Here is a 20,823-nt window from a genome sequence, read left to right on the forward strand (position 1 = left end):
CAAATCAGCGGTGTTCACTATCGGACACGCCCCGTTCGATTTGGAACGGGCTTAATCACATCGCCTATTCACTGCGCAAGCTCTTCACCGGGTTCATAACAGCGGCCCTGATGCTCTGGAAACTGACCGTTACGAAAGCAATGGCCGTAGATAATGCCGCTGCTATCACGAACACCCACCAGTAAATATTGGTGCGGTAGGCAAAGTTTTCCAACCAACGGTCCATTCCGAAATAGGCAATCGGCGACGCCACCACAAATGCGATAATAACCAGTTTAAGGAAATCCATGGAAAGGAGGCCTACAATGCTGGCGATGGACGCACCCATTACCTTCCTCACGCCTATTTCCTTGGTGCGCTGCATCGTGCTGTATGATGCCAGCCCCAACAAACCGAGACAGGAAATGAATATCGCCAGGATCGCAAAGTTGAAAAACAGTTTCTCAAAACGCTCCTCGCTGCGGTATTGCCGGTCGAAGAATTCGTCCATAAAATAGTAAGAGAAAGGCCTGCCGGGAATCGCTTCTTTCCACTTCTGCTCTACCGCCGCAACCGTTTCCTTCAAGCGGTTCCCCTCAATTTGAACCGAAATAAGACTCGCCCCACCTGGTTCGATGCGCATGGTGAGCGGCCTGATATTTTCTTGCAAAGAGCGGAAATGAAAGTCTTTGACCACTCCCACGATCTTACCCTCACGCCCCCACTGCTTGAACCGGCGACCTAATGCATCGTCGGGTTTGGCATATCCCAGCAATTTCACAGCCGCTTCGTTGATAACCATGGCCTGGGTGGTATCCGTACCGAACTCCCTTGAAAATGGCCTGCCAGCCGCCATTTTCAGACCAAATTGCCGTATGTAATCGAAATCCACGAAATAGAGGTCCAGGTTGGCAACCTGCAACTCACCACTTCGGTTCTCGATTTCAGAATATGCGCCTGGGTTCGGGCTTCCCGGAACACTCGACGATGCCGCCGTGGATTTCACACCGGTGAGCCCGCGCAGCGATTCTTTAAAAGCCTCGCGTTTGGGATCACCCTCGGTGTTAATCACGAGCATTTGATCCTTGCTGAAACCCAGATCGCGGTTACGCATGAAGTTCATCTGAATATACACGATCATCGTAGCGATGATGAGGGCAATCGAGATCGCAAACTGAACGGTAACAAGCCCTTTTCTCAACAAAATACCTTTGAAACTCGTTGAAAAACGTCCTTTCAAAACCGTGACTGGCTCAAATGACGATAATACCAATGCCGGATAAATGCCAGCCAGAATACCGATCAGAACCGCCGCCAATAGCATATAAATCAGAAACGAAGGATCGGCAAATATGTCGGAGACGATCACCTTGCCGGCGAGGTTATTAAACAACGGCACCAATGCAGCGGAAAGAACGAGCGAAAACACGAATGCGATCATACAAAGCAAAACCGATTCACTCACAAACTGCCTTGCCAGCAGCCCTTTGCCGGCACCCACCACCTTGCGAATGCCCACTTCCTTGGCCCGCTCTGCCGAACGCGCCGTGGTGAGGTTCACGAAGTTGATGCAGGCGATCAGCAGGATAAATGCCGCTATTACCGAAAACACATAGACATTGCTCATGCTGCCTTTCTCATCTACATCCCGCTCCGACTTCAAATGCACGTCCAGCAGCGGTTCAAGGAAAAGTTTATAGGACATTTTCGACTCGCGCATGAGCTTGCCCGCTCGACGTTCGAGGTATGCGGGGAGCTTCTTTTCCAGTGTCTTACTATTGGCATCCGGTTTCAGGAGCAGATAGGTCTTCGCACCGAAATTACCCCACTGTTCGTCGATCTCCCGGTTGAAACGCTGCGTCATGGTGGTCATCGAGACGAACATATCGCCCTTGATCTGGGAATTCTCCGGCAGGTCTTTCATCACGCCGGTTACTTTGGCCGGAAGCCCCTCTCCCGACAGCAGCAACGTCTGCCCGACCGGATCGGCGTCGCCGAAGTATTTTTTAGCTGCCTTCTCCGTGAATACGATACTCAGCGGCTCTTTGAGCGCCGTCCCGGGATCACCCTGGAGCAATGGAAAATCAAAGACGCGGAAAAGAGATGAGTCAGCAAACACGGTGGACTCTTCCTGAAATTTGATATCTCCTTTCCGGACAAGGAAACTTCCGCCGCTGACGCGCGCATAGGCCTCCACCTCGGGAAAGTCCTGTTTGATCGTCGGTCCGAAAGCCCATGAAGTAATCCCTGCATTGATGGTTTCGGAAGGTGTAATCACGTCCGTCACCAGCCGGTAAATGCGGTCCGATTTGGAGTGGAAAGCATCATAAGTCAGCTCGAAATTCACATACATCGAAATCAGCAAACAGGCCGACATCCCGACGGTCAGGCCCATAATGTTGATAAAGGAAAATACCTTATGCTTCCACAAGTTCCGGAAGGCGATTTTGAAATAGTTTTTTAACATGGCTGTCAGGTGAGATATGGCTTTCAATGTCCACATCCATTAAATGCATACCAGAAATTAAATCAATTGATAATCAACTACATAATACAATAAAACAAAAACCCGGCTGTCCGAAAACGAACAGCCGGGCGTGATACCTGTACGACAGATCAAAGATTGGTAAAATGCAACGTCTGCGCATATACCACCGTTCCATTGCTCAGAATGGCATAGGCTCGGTAGTAATTATTGTTTGTACAAATCTGAGGTCCCACCTTGGTTTTTACCCCTGTTGAGAACGGCATGTCAAAGATAACTTTCGAATGGGTTTCGACCATCGGCGTATCGGTAAAAGGCCCGTCGCCGCCTCCAACCGCGCTGAACACCACGCCATATTCGGTTACAGGAATGGTGCCGATATTAAGCACCTCCAATTCTGTGGTAAATGAGCATTTGCCATTGATAGAATCATAGAACAACTCGTGTGTACTCAGCAAGGGCGGCTCGCCGGGAACCTGGTGATCCTGACAAGAATAGCTGAACAAAAACAGCGACAACAAGACTGCACCTAAAACTGACAGACGTTTTTTCATAGTGATGGGTGGCTAAGGATGAGGGAAAGCTAAACACTACAAATTTTACAAAATATTCTTCGTTTTGTAAAACAATTCTATCTAGCGTGACTACCTAGTCATTCCTTAATGACGCCGCGGGGTTAGCCATCGCTGCATGGATGGCTTTAAGTCCTACTGTCAGAAGCGTGATGAACAACATCATCGTGATCGTCAGGAAATGTACCCATAATGGAATACTGATCCGGTAGGCAAAATCCTCCAACCAATGCGACATGAAGTACCAGGCGACCGGCATCGCTATTACCCCTGAAACGAGCACCAGCACGACAAATTCCTTCGAAAGCATTCCGACAATACCCGCAGCCGAAGCACCCAATATTTTACGTATGCCAATTTCCTTCGTTCGCGTTTCGGTAGTAAACGTGATGAGCCCGAATAGCCCCATACAGGCAATGAAAATGGCCAGCACCGTAAACACCGAAAACATTCCCGAGAGCCGCATCTCGTTTTTGAATGTCTCATTGAAAGCATCGTCGAGGAAGTAATATTCGAAGGGCTTTTCCAGATCGTACTTTTTGAAAATACGTCCTATTGCTTTCACATTGGCCATCATATCGGCTTGCCCGTCCATTCGTACATACATAATCCCGCGCGTTGCGCCCTGCATGCGAAGCATATTGGTGGTATCGCCCGCCACCGACAGCATCATCGCCTTACCGCCGTGCTGCACATTCGAAAAGTCGAAATTCTTTACAATCCCATCCAAAGTCAGCCCTTCTCTTATCTCCTGCCCCAGCGGATCGCCTTTGATACCCAGTTCGGTGATAGCCATCTCGTTCAGCAAGGTCTGATTACGGCCCGTGGTTACCGTGGGCGATGTTTTCCATTGAAGGCCTAAGGTCTCCACAAACTGGTCATCCACCACCATTTGCACTACCGAAATGTCCTTTTTGGTGATTTTGTTAGGGATAAAAAACATATTGTACCCTTTGAAAAGGCCGGCGTTCGCAAATGTGGCGTTGGATACACCGGCCTGCTGCCGCACCGCATTGCGGAACGGAATGTAGTTCGCGGCCATGGATGGTCCCACGGGAATGCTCAGCACTTGTTCCTTATTGAGTCCCAGTTCTTTCCGTTGCATAAAAGACAGCTGCTCCCGCACGATCAGGCTGGCAACGATCAGCGCCATAGAAACTGCAAATTGAAAAACGATGAAAACGCGCCGCACTCCTACCCCGCCGATACTGCCCGAAAACCGCCCTTTGATTACCTCCAGCGGTGCAAAACCCGATAACACAAATGCCGGATAACTTCCTGCCACCAATGCTGTCAGCGCAAGCAAACCGATCAGGAACGACAAAAAGGAGGGAGATACGACAAAGGAAGTATCGATGGTAAGCCCCAGCAGCGCATAAAATGGCTGGCTCAGGTAAAAGACCATCAGGAGCCCCAGCACAAAAGCTACTGCACACACCATGGCCGATTCCATGTAAAACTGACGGCCCAGGCCGGCACGCGTAGCGCCAACCACCTTGCGTACGCCCACCTCACGTGCACGCTGCGTAGCCCGGGCAGTAGTGAGGCTCATGTAGTTGAAAAGCGCCAGCATGAGAATCGCCATCGCAGCGACCGCGAAAATCGGGATGAGCTTGCTGTTACCGCCGTCATTGAATGCACCGCCAAGATGCATTTCGGCGAGGTTTTCGAGCGTGTATTGAGGTTTCAGTCCAACTTGGCCTTCCTTCAATGCGTCAAGGCGATTGATACCTTGCGCTACCAACTCCTTTGATTCTCCGGCGTTCAGAAGCAGGTATACGTTAAATATCCCGCCGCCATTTTCCCAATTTTTACGGTTGGATTCGCCCAGCTTCGGATATGTGCCGCTTGAAATGACGAAATCAAAATCCAGCGAAGAATTGGACGGCGGGTCCTGAGCAACGGCTGTAATCTGTATGAGGTGCTTGCCTTCATACAACAGCGCCTTTCCGATCACATTGGTGTTTCCAAAGTACTTCACCGCCGCACGCTCCGAAATTACCATCGAAAAGGGCTTTTGCAATGCATCTCGGGCATTGCCTTTTTCCAGCGGGAAGCTAAAAACACTGAAAAAAGACGGATCGGCAAACATGATGTTCTTTTCCAGGATCGCTTCGTCTTTCCGCGCCGGGTCTGCCATGGCGGCATTCCTATACGTCGGTAAAACCCTGACGTAATCCGCCACCTTCGGTATTCCTTCCAGCAGTGCCGGGGCAAAACTGGCCGCAAAACTATTCATTTTGAATTCATTATCCGCCATTTTTACCTCCCCCAACACGCGGTAAATATCCTGATGCCTGCTATGAAACCGGTCATAACTGTGCTCATGAACTACAAACATTAGTATGAGGGTAGAAACGCATATCCCGGCAGCCAGCCCAAGGATGTTGATCAGAGAGTACGTTTTGTGCCGAAAAAGGTTTCGGGCGGCGATTTTGAGATAATTTTTGAGCATAGAAACGATGAATCGAGGTTTGTTTGCTATCTAAATCAATACGTCAACAAATCCGTACCAGAAACATAAAACACTCAATTCCAGATATTTACTATAAAATCAATGTCCAAAACCGGACACCAGTCTTATATTCCATCACTATCAAACAAAAGTGTTCGTTAGTAATGAACACTTTTGTTTGATATTAAGATACAATACTGTATATTTGAAGGAGATGATATTAAAAAGCACCATAGCGAGTGTTGCGGAAGCACAAAAGGCTAACCTCTCAGTCCTTGAATTAGGGCTGACCAGAACCGCATTGAACAAGCTGCCGGATATCACCTCACACGCACTCATCGTTTCGGGTGTAAGGCGCTGCGGCAAAAGCACCCTGCTGCATCAATTGCTACGCGAAAAACATCCGGATGCGTTTTACCTGAACTTTGAAGACACAAGGCTATACGATTTCGAACCTTCCGATTTCGTGCGCCTCGATAGTCTCGTGAAGGACATGGGGCAAACCGCTTTGTTCTTTGACGAAATCCAGATCGTCGAACGGTGGGAAACGTACGTGCGGCAAAAGCTGGACGAGGGTTGCCAAATCATCATCACAGGCTCCAACGCCTCGCTGCTGAGCCGGGAACTCGGCACCAAACTCACCGGGCGCCAGATCACGAAGGAACTCTTCCCGTTTTCGTATACCGAGTTTTGCGCTTACAGAAACATTGCACCTTCCGCCGATGGGACGCGGGACTATATGGCAGCGGGCGGTTTCCCTGAATATGTCAAATCAGGGCTGGAAGAGATCATGCACCATTTGTTCGAAGACATTCTGATACGCGATATTGCCGTGCGTTATGGCGTGCGCGATGTGCGGACATTGCAACGGCTTGCATTGTACCTCGTTTCAAATGTAGGCAGGCTGATTACCGGTAACCGACTGAAAACGTTGTTTGAAGCGGGCTCTACGAGCACGATGATGGATTATCTTTCGTATTTTGAATACACCTACCTGTTCCATTTCGTACCGAAATTCAGCTACTCCCTGCGCAAGCAACTCATCAACCCGCGCAAGGTCTACGCGATCGATACAGGCGTGGTGAATGCCAATTCAGGTTCATTTACCGATGATTTCGGAGCTGTATTCGAAAACCTGATTTTCCTGCATTTAAGAAGAAACTATAAGGAAATCTATTACTTCTCTGAAAAAAGCGAGTGCGACTTCGTGGTATCGGAGAAAGGCACTGTACGGCAAGTGATCCAGGTTTGCTATGATCTCAATCACGACAATATAGATCGGGAACTAAAAGGCCTTTTCGAAGCGATCGCCCACTTCGGATTAAAGGAAGGGACGCTGGTAACGTTCAACCAGGCCGACGAATTTGAGCGAGACGGTATGAAAGCCCGTGTCGTTCCCGCTCATCAATACCTCGCAGATTGACAAACGCCGGGCTTTTCGGGCCCGGCGTTTGTTATCAGTTACCACCATTCTGCACGTCGTCGTTGCGAATGCCTCTTTTGTTCTTTTTAATATCTTTCAGTTTCCCAAACTTGTAATTCAGGCTAAAATTGAATGATCGGAAATAACTCCAACGATCGGTAAACTGATCGAAATCGGGACCGAAAGTCGAGTTGTGGAATCTCCTGAATTTCGTAAAAGGATTACTCACCGCTGCCGAAAGCGACAGTTTATCCTTCACCACGTCCTTGCTCACGCTGAATGAGGTGCTTTGAATCGAATTGGTAGTGCCTTGCAGGTTCACGCCCGGCCCATTGGCGTTCAGGTTGGCATTCACGCGCCAGTCTTTCGGCAGCTTGTAGCCTGTTGAAAGAGAAAACTGGTACATTACCCCGCTGTTGGTCGTCTCGACTCCATTCACCATGCCGGTTACTTTGCCATGCGCGATCCGGAGATTGGTACTGAAATTCCACTTTTTCGTAATTGGATAATTGGCATTCAGGTTACCGCTGATAAGCCGTGCACGGCCCGTATTGCCATAAGAAGTGCGTGTAATCTGTGTTTCAGGGTTGTAAACGGCGATCTGGAAAATCAGGTCCTTGAAATGCGTGTAACCCACACCGAAATTGATATTACCCTTCTTTGCCTTATTATAGCTCAGTTGCAAATCGTTCACATAAGCTGGGCGCAGGTCGGGGTTACCGGTGCGTTCGAAGCTCGGGTTGGACCGGTCAACGAACGGATTGAGTTGCCAGATGCCCGGCCGCTGAATGCGCTGGGTGAATCCGAAGTTGATTCCCGCATTATTTTTCAGTTTTCGGTTAACCGAAACCGAGGGGATGAAGTTGAAGTAATTCTGCTTCACTTTCGAATCCGTGGAGATAAAATCCGCGTCGATGATCGTCTGCTCTACACGTGCGCCCGCCTTCAGGCCCCAGTTTTTGAAATTATACTGATACGTATTGTAAGCGCCAAATACCTTTTGCGTGTTGTTGTATTTGTTGCTCATAGCCGCGTCCAGGTCATAGGAATGCGTTTCCGGATCGAAAACTAAATACCGGAAATCACTCTTGTTGTCACGCATGATACCTTTCAAACCCGCTTCGATATTCAGCTTTTTGACCGGGTAAACCAGATCGACCTGGAATGTCTGCTCCGAAAAGCTTTGGTCGTTGACTTGCCGGTAGTCGGGGCGGGTATAATTGATGCGATCGGAGATGCTGATATTGCCATTTTGCTTGTTATCGTAGCCATAATAGCGATAAGAAAAGGTCAGCATGCGATTTTTATTAGATTTGAAACCCTTCTGGTAGTTCACTGCCGCATCCCGGCCATTCCCGCGATCAGAAGCATTGCTGCCGACATTGTAGCGTTCAAGGATTTCCTCACCCGCATTCAGCAGCGACGCCTGATAGCCATTCTGACGATTCCGGCCGCCATTTACATTCAGCTGAGCACTCAGCAAGTTAAGCGTGTCCACTTCATACGTGATCTCGTAACCGATGTAGCCATTCTTGTTATTTATCTCTGTCCAGCCGCGCTGATCGAGCTCCGTAGGATTGGCCCCCGTGGTCGTGCGGTTCGTGATCGATTGGGTAGCCGGGTTTTTGTATTGGTTCAACCCCGCGTTCAGCGACATTCCGATCTTCCCGAGCTGGGCCGAGAGCGAGCCACCGACTCCCGGTCCGCCCGTCGGGAAGCGTTCACTGATATTGAGCGTTCCATTATAGCCGTTATCGATTTTTTTGTTGGTAATGATGTTGATAATTCCCGCCAGACCTTCCGCATCATATTTCGCAGGCGGCGTGGTGATCACCTCGATCCGCACGATGGACGATGCCGGCATACTCCGCAGCACATCCTTATAACTCCGCTCGACCATGCTCGACGGCTTGCCGTTGATCAGGATCTTGAAATCGGTATTGCCTTTGAGGGAAATGTTATCCTCGGCGTCCAGCGACAGGTACGGCACCTTGCGTATCATTTCGAGCACACTGTATACTTTGCTTTCGGGGTCGGCTTCGAGGTCGTAACTGATCCTGTCGACCTCCTGTTTCACAATCGGTTTCAACGCGGTAACCGTCACTTCTTTGAGCCCAACGGCCTGCTGGCTGATCGTGATATTCCCCAAATCGACGCTCCGGCGCGTGCTGTCAGTCAGATCCACGTCGATCGTCCTGTTTTTGTACCCTACCCCAACCAGCACCAGCGTATACTTCATCGGTTTCAGGTTTTGAAATGCAAATGAACCGTCGGCCTTTGAAAAATCGGCCTTCACCGCGGTCGTTTTATCTTTCATCAGGTTAACGGTGATAAAATCCAGCACCTTACCGGTTGCCGAGTCAGCTACAACGCCTTTGATACTCCCTGCGGCAGGCGCCCCTGCGGCAGGCGTTCCTGGCGTGGGGGCAACTTGTGCCAATGAGTCCTGGCAGCAGATCAATCCCGGGATGAGGATCGACATGAGTAGTTGGAATAATGTTTTCATGGAGAAAAATTTCATGGCTAATAAATTTTGGAACGGGCATAGGAATTCCGATAAGAGATTTTCGGCTCTTTCAGACAGTGATCAGTGTATCAATCAATTACATTTCAATACTCAATTGACACACCCATACAGACTAACCTAAATTTGACATTACAAATGTATTGGAAGGTACTTTGTGATGCAAGGTACTAGGCCTGATTTTTCGGATTAAGTGATGAGCGGCGGAATAGCATGGTTGATTGGCGAGCGTTGGACTCTACTCGCTAATTCTGGTTTTGTTCAAACTTCTTTCGATTAAAAAATTGAGGATCAGGCTAAGCCCCCCGAAGAGAAATATCATGGCAAGATAGGCTACCCCTTTGCTGAAATCGTACGTTTTGTCCAGCCAGTTACCCAGCAAAATACCGAGTGCAATACCCACAAAAAGCATCCCGAATTTCAGCGTAGGATAATACGCCTGGTTCTTATCCGTAAAAATGGAAGCATCGGCGCCCTTCTCGATCAGCGCTATACGTTCGCGATGGCGCGTCATCAGGAACACGTAAACAATTCCAAAGATGCCCAGAAAAGCTGCAACAGAAACAAGTACGGCATTCATGACTAAAAGATGGTTAAATTTCGAATGTTACCCATTGGACAGCCGTCCTGCATGTCCGGTTACAGTTTTGGGCGAAAAAAATTTACACAAAAGAATTTTACCGAAAAATTGTAACCGGCATGCTTTCCACGCGGTCATATGGGCACGCGAGCCATGAAATGCATGAAAAACCAGGACGACCGGATTTATATTGAAAACGTAAAGCAGGGGAACCTGGCTTCGTATACTTATCTGGTCGAGAAGTATCAAAACATGGCTTTTACCATTGCGAAAAAAATCCTGTCCAATACCCAGGACGCCGAGGATGCGGCGCAGGAAAGCTTCGTGAAAGCCTACATGCAAATCAGCAGTTTTGAAGGGAAATCTAAATTCTCCACCTGGCTATACACAATCGTATATCGAACGGCCGTCTCGAAATTGCAGCAACCAAAGCTCGCGCTGCAAAGTATTGACGACGATCTGGAAGAAAATTACCATTATTCATACAGCCCGCCGCCTTTCGAAGTCTTGCAGGCGCGCGAGCGTGAGCAGTTTGTGAAAGACGCGATCAACCGGTTGCCGAAGCTCGAAGCATTGGTGATCACTTTGTATTATCTGAATGAAAGCACGATTGAAGAGATCGAACAGATAACCGGACTCACGACCAGCAACGTGAAAATCAAACTGTTCCGGGCACGGAAAGTATTGGGCAAAGAATTGCAGTTTTTGTTATAATGCAGGAATTATGGAGCAGCAAGACGACAAACAGGAAGCGCATTTCAAAAAACTGATCGGCGAAGCAGGTACCGACGCACCTTCGGACGGATTCACGCGGGCGGTCATGCAGCGTGTACACGAAGAAGCCGCATTCCGTACTCTGGTACAGCACGATGCCATAGAAGCCCCATCCCAGGCTTTCAGTAATAGCATTATCGCGCAAATTCAAGCCACTCAAACAGCCGTTAAACCGAAACCGATAATTGCGCGGTATGCATGGTATTGGATCGCCGCAGCATGGGCAGCACTGATTGTCGCCTCCTTCTTTGTGCCGGGCAACGAGCAGTCCGAGGTTTGGGCCAGAGTGAATGGCATGATGGTGTCGAATCAGGTTTTCATTCAAAAATTCTCCGCCATTCCACAACCCGTTTTACTCACGATTATCGGGTTATCCAGCCTCATCATGTTGGATTATTTCCTTCGAAACAAGTGGTTGCTCATCAATAAAACGGCCAGATCCTGAGATCCGGCCGCTCGTTCATGGCTATATTTTCAATTGACTATCCTCTGCGGTTGTAGCGGCTATCGAAACGGTGCTGATAAGCGAACAAACGTTGGCGTTGTGCGGGTGTGAGCACGGCCAGGATTTCTTTCTGCTTCTCTTCTTCCAGTCTCTTCATGCTCTGGTAGGTATGGTATCTCTGGCTTCTGCCGGTCAAACGATCGTATTTGTTTTCGATCTTTTTGATCTGGTTTTCCTGCTTGCGGCTCAGCTTCACGATCTCGTCCAGTTTATTGATCTTGAACTCCTCAGCAGCATTGTCGGCGCGGGCGTCGATCACGACGGGATTGGGTCTGTTATATCGCTGAGCGAAAGAATTCCCAGCAGTGAAAGTAACTATTGCAGCGATGGCGAAAATGATCTTTTTCATGGTTTCCAGTGGTTAAATTGTTTGTTTATGTCTTTTAGAGGCACATTCCTCTCCTAAGTTTAACGCACCGGAAACACAATCTGCGAAATGTCACTGCTGGTAGATGATAGCTGGTTTTCGATCGACGAATGGGGCGCCGCCTGCTGGATAGAATTGCTAAAACTTTCCTTTGTTTTTAAATTTGGATAAGGTCAAATTCAAAAAATATGGAAACGATAATCAAAGGAATTTATGAAAACGGAAAGGTAACGCTCATAGGGACGCCACCTGTGCATTCGCGTACGGAAGTCACAGTTACATTCCCGGAAAAAGTGGCAAGCCCGCTTAAAAAACGTCAGGCGGGAGCATTAAGGGGGAGAATTCACATGTCAGATGATTTCAACGAACCCCTGGACGATTTGAAAGAATATATGTAGATGAAAGTATTACTGGACACACACACTCTGATTTGGTTTCTCGAAGATAGCCCCAGACTCTCACGGAAGGCCAAATCTCTCATGGAGGACTTAGGCAATGACGTCTATGTACATGCCATCAGTTGGTTTGAAATGTCAATCAAGGCGAAAATTGGAAAACTTTCGCTGGCGGACCCGATCGATATAGCCTTTACACAAGCTTCGAAAAACGGTATATTGACCATAGACATAAATGCACCCCAACTGAAAGCCTACCAAAGTCTACCATTCATCCAAGAACACCGCGATCCTTTCGACCGTTTGATAATTGCAACAGCGATTCAAGAACGCCTTAGCATTGTATCAAACGACCCGAAATTTGCACTGTATCCGGCGGCGCAAGTCCTCTGGTAAAGAAACTCACTTATTCACTCCGCAACGACTTAACCGGATTCATCAGCGCTGCTTTGATCGCCTGGAAACTCACTGTGAGTAACGTGATCGCAACGGCCAGCAGCGCCGCTACGACGAATACGACCCAGCTTAGCTGGATGTGGTACTCATATTTATCCAGCCAATCGTGCAGAAAGTAAAGCGCGATAGGCGAGGCGATAACGCAGGAGATCACCACCAGATATACAAATTCCTTGGATAGCATTGCCCACATCTGTGCAACGCTCGCCCCTAACGCTTTACGAATCCCGATTTCCTTGGTACGCTGCTCTGCTGTGTAGGCTGCCAGTCCAAATAACCCGAGGCAGGAAATAAACACCGCCAGCACTGCAAATACACGCGCGAGCTTCCCTATCCGTTCCTCAGCCCTGAATTTCGCGTCGTACTCCTCGTCGGCAAACTTGAATTCAAATGGTGAGTCGGGATCGTGCTTGCGAAAAACAGCCTCGACCTTCTTCAAAGCCTTGTCAACCGGCGCCCCCGGGGTAAGCTTCACATTAATCAGGTTAGCCCATTCGTAATTGAGCATAAAAATGGTGGGCACTGCCGGCTCGTACGGCGACTGCATCACCATATCCTTGATCACCCCTACCACGTGATGCGGCTTACCATTGTAACGGATTGTTTTGCCTACGATGTTTTTGAGCCCGGTAAGCTTGACGGCCGATTCGTTGAGAACAAAACCGACGCTATCCGTTGAGAAATCCCTCGAAAAATCGCGGCCGTCGATGATCTTCCAACCAATCGTTTTACCAAAATCATGGGTACAGGCAATTGTCCCGAACAATGGAACGGAGCCTGGCTCCAATCCCTCCCATTCGAAGCCGATCTGGTTGGAATAAATGCCGGTGGTCGGGCTCGACGATTCGCTCATTTCATATACGCTGCCGGTTTTCAGCAAGTCATTACGCATTGGGTCGTATTTGCCCCACAAATTGGGAGAGATATTGATCTGCAATAGCCCTTGACGATCATAACCAACCGGCCGGTCTTTCGCATGCTGAATCTGCTGGAACACGATGATCGTCCCGATAATGAGCGTGATCGACACCGTGAATTGCAACACGACCATCACTTTGCGAGGTACAGCCGAGTATTTCCCGACCTTGAATGTGCCCTTCAACACCGACAGCGGGTTGAATGAAGACAGGTAGAATGCCGGGTAACTTCCTGCCACCAGCCCGGTAAACAACGCAAAGCAGATCACCAACAGCCAGAACTGCCAGTACAAGAACGGGAACTTCACATGCTTGCCGGCGAGATCGTTGAAGGCCGGCAGCGAAATAAGTACAATGAGAATCGCGAGTACCAGCGCAAACATGACAACCAGGAACGACTCGCTCAAAAACTGGAATACCAACTGACTTTTCAGCGAACCGATCGATTTGCGGATGCCAACTTCCTTGGCTCGTTTCTCCGACCTAGCCGTACTCAGGTTCATGAAGTTGATACAAGCCAGAAGCAATACAAATGCACCGATAATACCAAACAGCCACACGAATTGAATGCGCCCGCCGACATTCTGACCATCTTTGAAATCGGAATACAGGTGCCAACGGCTCATCGGGTGGAGCATGTATTGCGGCTTGTCGGTTTTGGAGAATGCGTGCGGCATTTCCACATCCCGGATTTTGCGCGAAACCGTTGCGATCTCGGCATGATCCGCCACCTGTGCAAACCATTGGAAAGAATGGTTACCCCATTCCGTCTGCGCACCCTTTACCCAGCCTTCGGCTTGCAGGTAGTCGTTCCACGGCAGGATCAGGTACAGCTCGTTGAAGCTCGAATTGAAAGGAATGTCCTCATAAACGCCTGTTACTTTTACATCCTTTTTAATATCGAGTTTGAGCGCTTTGTTCAGCGGGTCCGCATTGCCGAAAAGTGCTTTCGCCAGCGATTCGCAAATCACTACCGAACCCGGACTTTTCAAGGCGTCATAGTCGCCACGGACCATTTTCAGACCCAGCATTTCGGGAAACGAAGGCTGGGCCCACATTCCCGTTTTATTGATCTTCTTATCCCCATTCGCCAGCAAATGCCCGAAATTCCAGGAAGCCAGTGCGGTATGCTTGAAATCTGCCGGATATTTGGTTGCCATTTCGGTGACCGAAGGGATCGAAACCGCTGTACCGGTCCCGGTTTGGCCATTAAAAGTCTGACTAATCCATGCCTGCACGACACGGTCGTAGTTTTTGTGGTACTTGTTGAAGGACAATTCGTCCCAGACCCACAGCCCTATCAGCATCGTGACGGCGATACCTACCGCCAGTCCGACAATATTGATCAGGGAATAAACTTTGTTTTTGAGCAGGTTACGGAGCGCGATTAGCAGATAATTCTTGATCATGGCCGGGTCAGATATAATGAGAGTTTAGAACGCATTTCGCGAAAGATGTAAAAACCTGTCCGCTAGTTGCACGTACAAACTCCTGACTATTCACTCCTTAATGCCTTCACCGGGTTTGTCATTGCAGCCTTCACACTCTGGAAACTGATCGTTACCAGTGCGATCGCTACCGCAGCAATCCCCGCCACTATAAAAAGCCACCAGCTGATGCTCACCTTATAGCTGAAATCCTGCAACCATTCATTCATAAAATACCAGGCAATAGGCGAGGCAATCACCAGGGCAATGACGACGAGCTTGATAAAATCGATTGAAAACAACCCGAAAATGTTCATTGCCGATGCTCCAATGGCCTTCCGGATGCCCATCTCCTTCGTACGCGACTCGGCCATGAATGCTACCACGCCGTACAAACCGAGACACCCGATGAAAATCGCGATGAAACTCAGAATTTTGAAGAGTGAGAAGAACTTGGCCTCTTTCTCGTAGAAGCTATCGAGCGTTTGATCGTAGAATGTGTATTTAAACAAATAATCCGGGAAAGCGGCCGCCCAAAGCTTTTCAATGCGGTTGATCTGTTCCAGACCTGCATTTTTATCCAGTTTTACACTTAATGTTTGATAATTGTTGCGCATGGTGGTCATCACGCACGGGATGATCTCCTGGTGAAGCGTGTAGGTATTGAAATTTTTCACAACGCCTACAACCGGAAGTTTGGAACCTCCCCCACCGATCGTCAACCGCTTACCGATAATGCCCTCCGGATTCTTAAAGCCCATCTTTTTGGCAAAGGCCTCGTTCACGACATACTCGCGAATTGTATCCGCTGACAAATACATTCTTCCCGCCGCCAATTTCAGTCCGTAAGTATTGAAATAGGCCGTATCGGCCGGACGCATTACGACGGTAAAATCCAGGTCCTCCGCATCGTTTTCGTATCTGAATCCGGTTTGCCAGTTGCTTCTCGACATCGGTGTAAATGCACTGTAAGCGACAGATTTGACGCCCGGTATCGCCCGGACTTCCTCCCGCAATGCTTCCAGCTTGCCTTCCGCCTGATCGGGAATGGCGATGGTTACGATCTCGTCCTTTTCAAAGCCCAGGTCGAGCGTACTGAAATACCGCATCTGGCTGTAAGCGATCAGCGTCCCGATCAGGATCACCTGCGAAATCGAAAATTGAAGTACAATAAGACCTTTACGCAGATTGGATTGACCACCGCCAGCCGTACGCATTTTCCCCTTCAATGCTAAAATAGGCTGGTACCCCGACACCACCAACGCAGGATAAAAGCCGGCGAGGAAAGTGGTGGCAACCGTCAATACGACACAGCAAAGCAAAATCGACGGGTCCTGAAAAAACACCACGTCGCGGGTCTGAATATTGAGAATATTGGCAATGTAAGGCAACAGCAACTGCGCCGAAACCAATGCCAATAGCACCGAAAACACAGTTATAATCCCTGTTTCAGAGAAGTACTGGCGCAACAATTGTCCTCGCGTACTCCCCAGTACCTTCCGCACACCTACCTCGCGCGAGCGGCGCAACGCCTGCGCGGTAGCGAGGTTGACGAAGTTCACACAGGCGGTAATCAGGATAAAAACGCCTACCAGCGACATGGCCCAAATCATCCCCTTGCTGATCGATCGGCTGGCATAATTGCCCGTTTTTGTTGCGAAATGAATATCCTTAACCGGTTGTAGCACGAATTTCACCCGCTTATCCTCCTTCGGCTCCCTGTATTTTTTGTTGAATGTCAACAACTGCTGCTCGAACTGCGCTTCGCTCACATTTTGGGGTAACATCAGGTACACCTGACCACCGCCATAGGTCGAAACCCAATCGTCCCAGTTTGTAAATGCTCCAAACTCCTTCAACGATGCAAAGGAAAGCATGGTGGTAAACGGCAGATTAGTGGTGGCTGGCGGGTCTGCCACGATGCCTGTCACCACGAAATCCATCTGGTTCCTTACACGGATACTCTTTCCAATCGGATCCGCTTTACCGAAATATCGCAAAGCCTGCCCCTCCGTCAACACCACCGAGCCCGGGTTTTTGAGCGCCTGCGAAGGCGAGCCTTTCAACCACTTGTAATCGAACATCCCGAAATACTCCGGGCCAATGAACGCAATATTGTAGCCTGGATCCGAAAACTTCTTTTTCTCCGATCCCTGGGTAACGGTAATCAACGTCTCGCGCAATCCGTATGTACAGGTAACCTGATTCCTGATTTCGGGAAAATCGTTGCGCAGCGCCGCCAATGCCGGAAGCTGGATCCCCGCATTGAAACCCTTTTCCCCGTCCTCCAAACTATGGTTAAGCAATCGGTAGAGCCTGTCGGCATTCTTGTGATGGCCGTCAAAGCTCAGTTCGTACCGCACCGTAAAGAAAATGAGCAGGCAGCAAGCCAGGCTCAATGTAAGCCCCGTAATGTTGATCAGCGTGAAATTCCAGTTGCGGCGAAGGTTTCTGAATGAGGTCGTTAGATAGTTTTTGATCATGGCTAGGTTGATTGGTTTCAGGCGAGTTATTAACATACTAAATCCTATACCATTCAAAATAACCACTCATTTTCAATCGGTTAAACCACCCAAAGAATTTCGTAGTCGTCCACTTTCGGACAGTTTCTGTACGCGATTGAACATCAGGCATTTCGCATTAAGCTGCCTCAGTTACGAACGTAATGGACTAGATTGTTAGCAGAAACCCAATTGGGTAAATCCCTATGAGTAACTTCCTCGATATCCAGGTCGGTAACCGAGATGAATGACACATCCGTAAACAGCTTGCTGTGTTTCTTAAACGATGGGATAGTATCTCGGTACATCGTACGGATTACATGAGGCTCCACCAAATGTCCCCCGTTTTGATGCCGGACCTTGGCACGCAACAGACACAGCTCTACATTGTCGGTAAAAAACAGAATGAGGTGAATCCTGATACGCTTACTAGATGTAGCCAGGCTTTTGACATAATCGTAGTGTGATTCGTAGCCAAGATTCAACTCCAAGGCAAAGTCCCGGCCGTCACTCATACAAGAATCTATGAATTCGTTGGCTTTAAGCGAAGCGAGCTCCGAGTAATCCGCAAATCCTTTCTTCTTATACTGATAAGCTGCAAGATCGTGATCTACAATTGGAATGTGGCGGGGGACAAGTTCGCGCCCATAGGTACTCTTTCCAATACCTGGGGGACCGGCTATGAAGTAAATATTCATTGAATGAGCATCACCGTGCCGTCTTCGTACTCTGCGACAGCCTTTCCTTCTGCGTTGTAATAGACCAGAGGCTGCCCAATAGAAAACAAATATGCTCTGGCCCGCTCATAGGAATCTCGCTTCCATTGACGTAACTCTTCCACATTCATTTTCGCCGGACGCTTTTCCATCAATCCGGTTTTGCTTGCCACGTAGTCTTTCATAAATTCAGGTGTGATCAATACAAAGATAAGGTGTTGAGACCTTAGTCCCAACACCTTACTTATTCGATCAATCTGCATTTATTCGCTCCGCAGCGACTTTACCGGGTTCATCAGCGCGGCTTTGATGCTTTGGAAACTGACGGTCGCAACGGCAACAAGCACTGCGGCGCACCCGACGGCTACAAATACGAGCGGGCTGATTTCGATGCGGTAGGGATAGTTGTCCAGCCAGAGCTGCATGAAATACCAGGCAGCAGGTGTAGCGATCAGGATCGCGATGAGCACCAGTTTTACAAAATCCCTGGATAACACAAACACGAGGCTCGCGACGCTCGCACCAAGCACCTTGCGCACGCCGATTTCCTTCGTGCGCTGCTCCATGACAATCAACGCGACAGCGAACAGCCCAAGGCACGACAATATCACCGCAACCGCGGACGCCAGACTGAAAATCTGCGAAAGCCGTTCCTCTTCCTTGTACCAGTTGTTGGTATTTTCATCCAGAAACGAGCCGATAAATTCCGACTCCGGCGTAATTTCTTTCCAAATGTTTTTGAGCTTCTCCATCGACGATGCCAGGCCCTGCGGCGTCACACGCACCAAAATATACCCGATGCCGTCGGTATGGGACAGGTACATCGTAATAGGCCTTTTGTCTGTCTTGGATGAATACAAATTGAAGTCAGGAACGACGCCGATAATCTGATGCTTGATTCCGGCAGTATCGGTCTGGAAGAACTTGCCAACCGGATCCTTTTCACCGATAGCCTTCGCCATACTTTCCGTAATAATAACCCTGCCCATCGAATCCGTCGGATAGGCGGGATTAAACTCCCGTCCGTCGATCAGTTTGATATTGAGCGTTTTGAGATAATCATAACTAATGTGCAGCCAGTCGGTCTGTACTTCACGCTCTTTGAAAGTAAAACCAATGGAGCTGCGGGAGGTACTTCTGTCATGTCCCACGCCCAGGTTTACACCGGAACCGGTTATACCTACGATATTGGGATCATTGGCGAGGCGGTTACGCATCCTGCGCAGCGCAGTCTGGCCATTAACCTTGCTCCCCACCGGAATACTGATCACCTCCTCCTTTTGAAAGCCCAACGGTTGCTTCCGAAGGTGGTCGACCTGCTGCATCGCGATAACGGTACAGCAGATCAGCAGACTCGAAAGTGCAAACTGTGCAACGATCAGCGAATTGCGCAATATACCCGGCTTTTTGAGCGATACCTTTCCTTTTAAAACCTCGACTGCATTGAATTTCGACATTTGCAACGCAGGATAGCCGCCTGCGACGAGGGTAACAAACAAAAACAGCCCGACGAGCATGGCGATTTTGTCGGGCTCGAAGATGTATCCCAGGGTCAGTTTGGACCTGAATGTTGCATTAAATGCAGGTAGCAGCAGTATCGAGAGTACTACGCCCGCCAGGAAGCCGAGGAAACATACAACCCCTGCTTCACCCCAGATTTGGAAGAAAAGCTGCTGTTTCAATGCACCCAGCGATTTGCGCACGCCCACCTCCCGTGCGCGGATAAACGAGCGCGCGACGTTCAGATTGATGAAGTTAATGCAGGCGATCAACAGAATGAAGATGCCGATACCCATCAATGCATAAATCAGCGACCCTTCCTTGCCACCTGAAATCTCCCGGTTGAAATGCACATCCTCCAATTTTTGAAGGCGTAACGCATAGAGATCACCCCGCTCGTCCGGTTTAGCTCCTTTCTTTTTGAGTTTGGTAATTGTCTCGGCGAAGTATTTAGCCGTAAATGGTTGCAGCTTCTTTTCAAATGCCAGCTTATCGACGCCTGGTTTTAGTTTCAGGAAAATATTGTGAGAAAATGCGTCCCATTGGTCCTTCTGGTGCTGGTAGCCGCCTACATTCTCGCTGCGTATAAACGCATCGAATTGGAGGGAAGAATTATCAGGAAAATCCGCAAGTACTCCACTCACCACATATTCCTTCTTGTTTGCCTCCAACCCCAGTTGAATGCGCTTGCCCATCGGGTTTTCTGCACCGAAGACAGCCTTAGCCATATGCTCGGTGATCACGATGCTGCTCAGGTCGCTCAAAGCCGTTTCCCCACTGCCTTGCTTAAAAGGAAAGGAAAATATCTTGAAAAAATCGGGCTCTGTGAACTTGATATTCTTATCCAGGAACTTGCCATTATATTCCACCACATCCGAACCGTTCACGATCCTCGCCACGGCTTCGATCTCGGGGTACTCGGCCTTCAATGCGGGCGTGATCGGAAAGGGCATCGACGCCGTGCGATCCACGCGCTCGGGATCATTAGAGAAAAAATACGGTTCGAAAATCCTGTCCCTGTCAGCGTGAAAGTCATCATAAGACAGCGCGAAATAGGCCGTCAGAAACAAAAAAACGCTCACACAAAAAGCCACCGACAGGCCCACGATATTGATAAATGCATATCCCTTGCTCTTCCAAAGGTTACGCAGCGCGATTTTGATGTAGTTTTTGAACATAAGAAGGTGTTTTTAAGGGAGGAAAGGGAGGACGGAGGAAAGGGAGGATGGAAAAACTCCTTTCTCCCT

Annotated in this window: 16 protein-coding genes; 5 read left to right on the forward strand and 11 right to left on the reverse strand. The window is 49.0% G+C overall.

Going from position 1 to position 20,823, the window contains the following annotated elements; all coding sequences use genetic code 11:
- Positions 1-64: 64 nt before the first annotated feature.
- The 3 genes from CLV60_RS14925 to CLV60_RS14935 form a co-directional block, all read right to left on the reverse strand.
- Positions 65-2,446, reverse strand: a complete 2,382-nt coding sequence (locus CLV60_RS14925; protein ID WP_106596159.1) for an ABC transporter permease — start codon at positions 2,444-2,446, stop codon at positions 65-67.
- Between the two features lie 149 nt (positions 2,447-2,595).
- On the reverse strand, positions 2,596-3,018 hold the full coding sequence (locus CLV60_RS14930) for a hypothetical protein (RefSeq protein ID WP_146151551.1): 423 nt from the start codon (positions 3,016-3,018) through the stop codon (positions 2,596-2,598).
- Positions 3,019-3,112: 94 nt separating this feature from the next.
- Positions 3,113-5,491 (reverse strand): ABC transporter permease, encoded by a 2,379-nt coding sequence (locus tag CLV60_RS14935; RefSeq protein ID WP_106596161.1) that lies wholly within the window; start codon positions 5,489-5,491, stop codon positions 3,113-3,115.
- A gap of 214 nt (positions 5,492-5,705) precedes the next feature.
- Between CLV60_RS14935 and CLV60_RS14940 the strand changes: the two genes are divergently transcribed.
- The gene (locus tag CLV60_RS14940) at positions 5,706-6,914 is read left to right on the forward strand and encodes an ATP-binding protein (protein WP_106596236.1); all 1,209 of its coding nucleotides are present in this window, start codon (positions 5,706-5,708) and stop codon (positions 6,912-6,914) included.
- A gap of 34 nt (positions 6,915-6,948) precedes the next feature.
- Here the strand turns inward: CLV60_RS14940 and CLV60_RS14945 are convergent, their stop codons facing one another.
- The gene (locus CLV60_RS14945; protein WP_229210977.1) at positions 6,949-9,420 is read right to left on the reverse strand and encodes an outer membrane beta-barrel family protein; all 2,472 of its coding nucleotides are present in this window, start codon (positions 9,418-9,420) and stop codon (positions 6,949-6,951) included.
- Positions 9,421-9,676: 256 nt separating this feature from the next.
- Positions 9,677-10,018 (reverse strand): DUF6249 domain-containing protein, encoded by a 342-nt coding sequence (locus CLV60_RS14950; RefSeq protein WP_106596163.1) that lies wholly within the window; start codon positions 10,016-10,018, stop codon positions 9,677-9,679.
- 162 nt (positions 10,019-10,180) lie between these two features.
- Between CLV60_RS14950 and CLV60_RS14955 the strand changes: the two genes are divergently transcribed.
- Both CLV60_RS14955 and CLV60_RS14960 read left to right on the forward strand, forming a co-directional pair.
- Positions 10,181-10,732, forward strand: coding sequence for an RNA polymerase sigma factor (locus CLV60_RS14955; RefSeq protein ID WP_106596164.1), 552 nt, complete (start codon positions 10,181-10,183; stop codon positions 10,730-10,732).
- A gap of 10 nt (positions 10,733-10,742) precedes the next feature.
- Positions 10,743-11,237: a hypothetical protein gene (locus CLV60_RS14960; protein WP_106596165.1), complete on the forward strand. Its 495-nt coding sequence runs from the start codon at positions 10,743-10,745 to the stop codon at positions 11,235-11,237.
- A 37-nt stretch (positions 11,238-11,274) separates the two neighbouring features.
- Here the strand turns inward: CLV60_RS14960 and CLV60_RS14965 are convergent, their stop codons facing one another.
- Positions 11,275-11,646 (reverse strand): hypothetical protein, encoded by a 372-nt coding sequence (locus tag CLV60_RS14965; RefSeq protein ID WP_106596166.1) that lies wholly within the window; start codon positions 11,644-11,646, stop codon positions 11,275-11,277.
- A 206-nt stretch (positions 11,647-11,852) separates the two neighbouring features.
- On the opposite strand from CLV60_RS14965, the gene CLV60_RS14970 reads away from it, so the two are divergent.
- The gene (locus CLV60_RS14970) at positions 11,853-12,062 is read left to right on the forward strand and encodes a DUF2281 domain-containing protein (RefSeq protein WP_106596167.1); all 210 of its coding nucleotides are present in this window, start codon (positions 11,853-11,855) and stop codon (positions 12,060-12,062) included.
- Positions 12,063-12,455 carry a type II toxin-antitoxin system VapC family toxin gene (locus CLV60_RS14975; protein ID WP_106596168.1) on the forward strand — a complete coding sequence of 131 codons (393 nt, stop codon included), beginning with the start codon at positions 12,063-12,065 and terminating at the stop codon, positions 12,453-12,455.
- A gap of 10 nt (positions 12,456-12,465) precedes the next feature.
- Here CLV60_RS14975 and CLV60_RS14980 read toward each other — a convergent pair whose 3' ends face one another.
- From CLV60_RS14980 to CLV60_RS15000, 5 genes are all read right to left on the reverse strand, one after another.
- A complete protein-coding gene (locus CLV60_RS14980) occupies positions 12,466-14,841 on the reverse strand; it encodes an ABC transporter permease (protein ID WP_106596169.1) in 2,376 nt (791 codons plus the stop codon).
- An 86-nt stretch (positions 14,842-14,927) separates the two neighbouring features.
- Complete coding sequence (locus CLV60_RS14985; RefSeq protein WP_106596170.1) at positions 14,928-17,342, reverse strand: ABC transporter permease; 2,415 nt, start codon at positions 17,340-17,342, stop codon at positions 14,928-14,930.
- Positions 17,343-17,509: 167 nt separating this feature from the next.
- Positions 17,510-17,875, reverse strand: coding sequence for a hypothetical protein (locus CLV60_RS14990; protein WP_146151552.1), 366 nt, complete (start codon positions 17,873-17,875; stop codon positions 17,510-17,512).
- Positions 17,876-18,054: 179 nt separating this feature from the next.
- Positions 18,055-18,261 (reverse strand): hypothetical protein, encoded by a 207-nt coding sequence (locus tag CLV60_RS14995; RefSeq protein WP_146151553.1) that lies wholly within the window; start codon positions 18,259-18,261, stop codon positions 18,055-18,057.
- Positions 18,262-18,339: 78 nt separating this feature from the next.
- Positions 18,340-20,754 carry an ABC transporter permease gene (locus tag CLV60_RS15000; RefSeq protein ID WP_106596173.1) on the reverse strand — a complete coding sequence of 805 codons (2,415 nt, stop codon included), beginning with the start codon at positions 20,752-20,754 and terminating at the stop codon, positions 18,340-18,342.
- Positions 20,755-20,823 lie beyond the last annotated feature (69 nt).

Origin of the sequence: Dyadobacter jiangsuensis, from assembly GCF_003014695.1 — a bacterium.
Classification (GTDB): Bacteria; Bacteroidota; Bacteroidia; order Cytophagales; family Spirosomataceae; genus Dyadobacter; species Dyadobacter jiangsuensis.

What these genes read in the sequence shown, in the direction of transcription:
- CLV60_RS14925 (WP_106596159.1), bottom strand. Translation starts at nt 2,446, where the DNA reads ATGTTAAAAAACTATTTCAAAATCGCCTTCCGGAACTTGTGGAAGCAT.
- CLV60_RS14930 (WP_146151551.1), bottom strand. Translation starts at nt 3,018, where the DNA reads ATGAAAAAACGTCTGTCAGTTTTAGGTGCAGTCTTGTTGTCGCTGTTT.
- CLV60_RS14935 (WP_106596161.1), bottom strand. Translation starts at nt 5,491, where the DNA reads ATGCTCAAAAATTATCTCAAAATCGCCGCCCGAAACCTTTTTCGGCAC.
- CLV60_RS14940 (WP_106596236.1), top strand. Translation starts at nt 5,706, where the DNA reads ATGATATTAAAAAGCACCATAGCGAGTGTTGCGGAAGCACAAAAGGCT.
- CLV60_RS14945 (WP_229210977.1), bottom strand. Translation starts at nt 9,420, where the DNA reads ATGAAAACATTATTCCAACTACTCATGTCGATCCTCATCCCGGGATTG.
- CLV60_RS14950 (WP_106596163.1), bottom strand. Translation starts at nt 10,018, where the DNA reads ATGAATGCCGTACTTGTTTCTGTTGCAGCTTTTCTGGGCATCTTTGGA.
- CLV60_RS14955 (WP_106596164.1), top strand. Translation starts at nt 10,181, where the DNA reads ATGAAAAACCAGGACGACCGGATTTATATTGAAAACGTAAAGCAGGGG.
- CLV60_RS14960 (WP_106596165.1), top strand. Translation starts at nt 10,743, where the DNA reads ATGGAGCAGCAAGACGACAAACAGGAAGCGCATTTCAAAAAACTGATC.
- CLV60_RS14965 (WP_106596166.1), bottom strand. Translation starts at nt 11,646, where the DNA reads ATGAAAAAGATCATTTTCGCCATCGCTGCAATAGTTACTTTCACTGCT.
- CLV60_RS14970 (WP_106596167.1), top strand. Translation starts at nt 11,853, where the DNA reads ATGGAAACGATAATCAAAGGAATTTATGAAAACGGAAAGGTAACGCTC.
- CLV60_RS14975 (WP_106596168.1), top strand. Translation starts at nt 12,063, where the DNA reads ATGAAAGTATTACTGGACACACACACTCTGATTTGGTTTCTCGAAGAT.
- CLV60_RS14980 (WP_106596169.1), bottom strand. Translation starts at nt 14,841, where the DNA reads ATGATCAAGAATTATCTGCTAATCGCGCTCCGTAACCTGCTCAAAAAC.
- CLV60_RS14985 (WP_106596170.1), bottom strand. Translation starts at nt 17,342, where the DNA reads ATGATCAAAAACTATCTAACGACCTCATTCAGAAACCTTCGCCGCAAC.
- CLV60_RS14990 (WP_146151552.1), bottom strand. Translation starts at nt 17,875, where the DNA reads ATGAGTGACGGCCGGGACTTTGCCTTGGAGTTGAATCTTGGCTACGAA.
- CLV60_RS14995 (WP_146151553.1), bottom strand. Translation starts at nt 18,261, where the DNA reads ATGAAAGACTACGTGGCAAGCAAAACCGGATTGATGGAAAAGCGTCCG.
- CLV60_RS15000 (WP_106596173.1), bottom strand. Translation starts at nt 20,754, where the DNA reads ATGTTCAAAAACTACATCAAAATCGCGCTGCGTAACCTTTGGAAGAGC.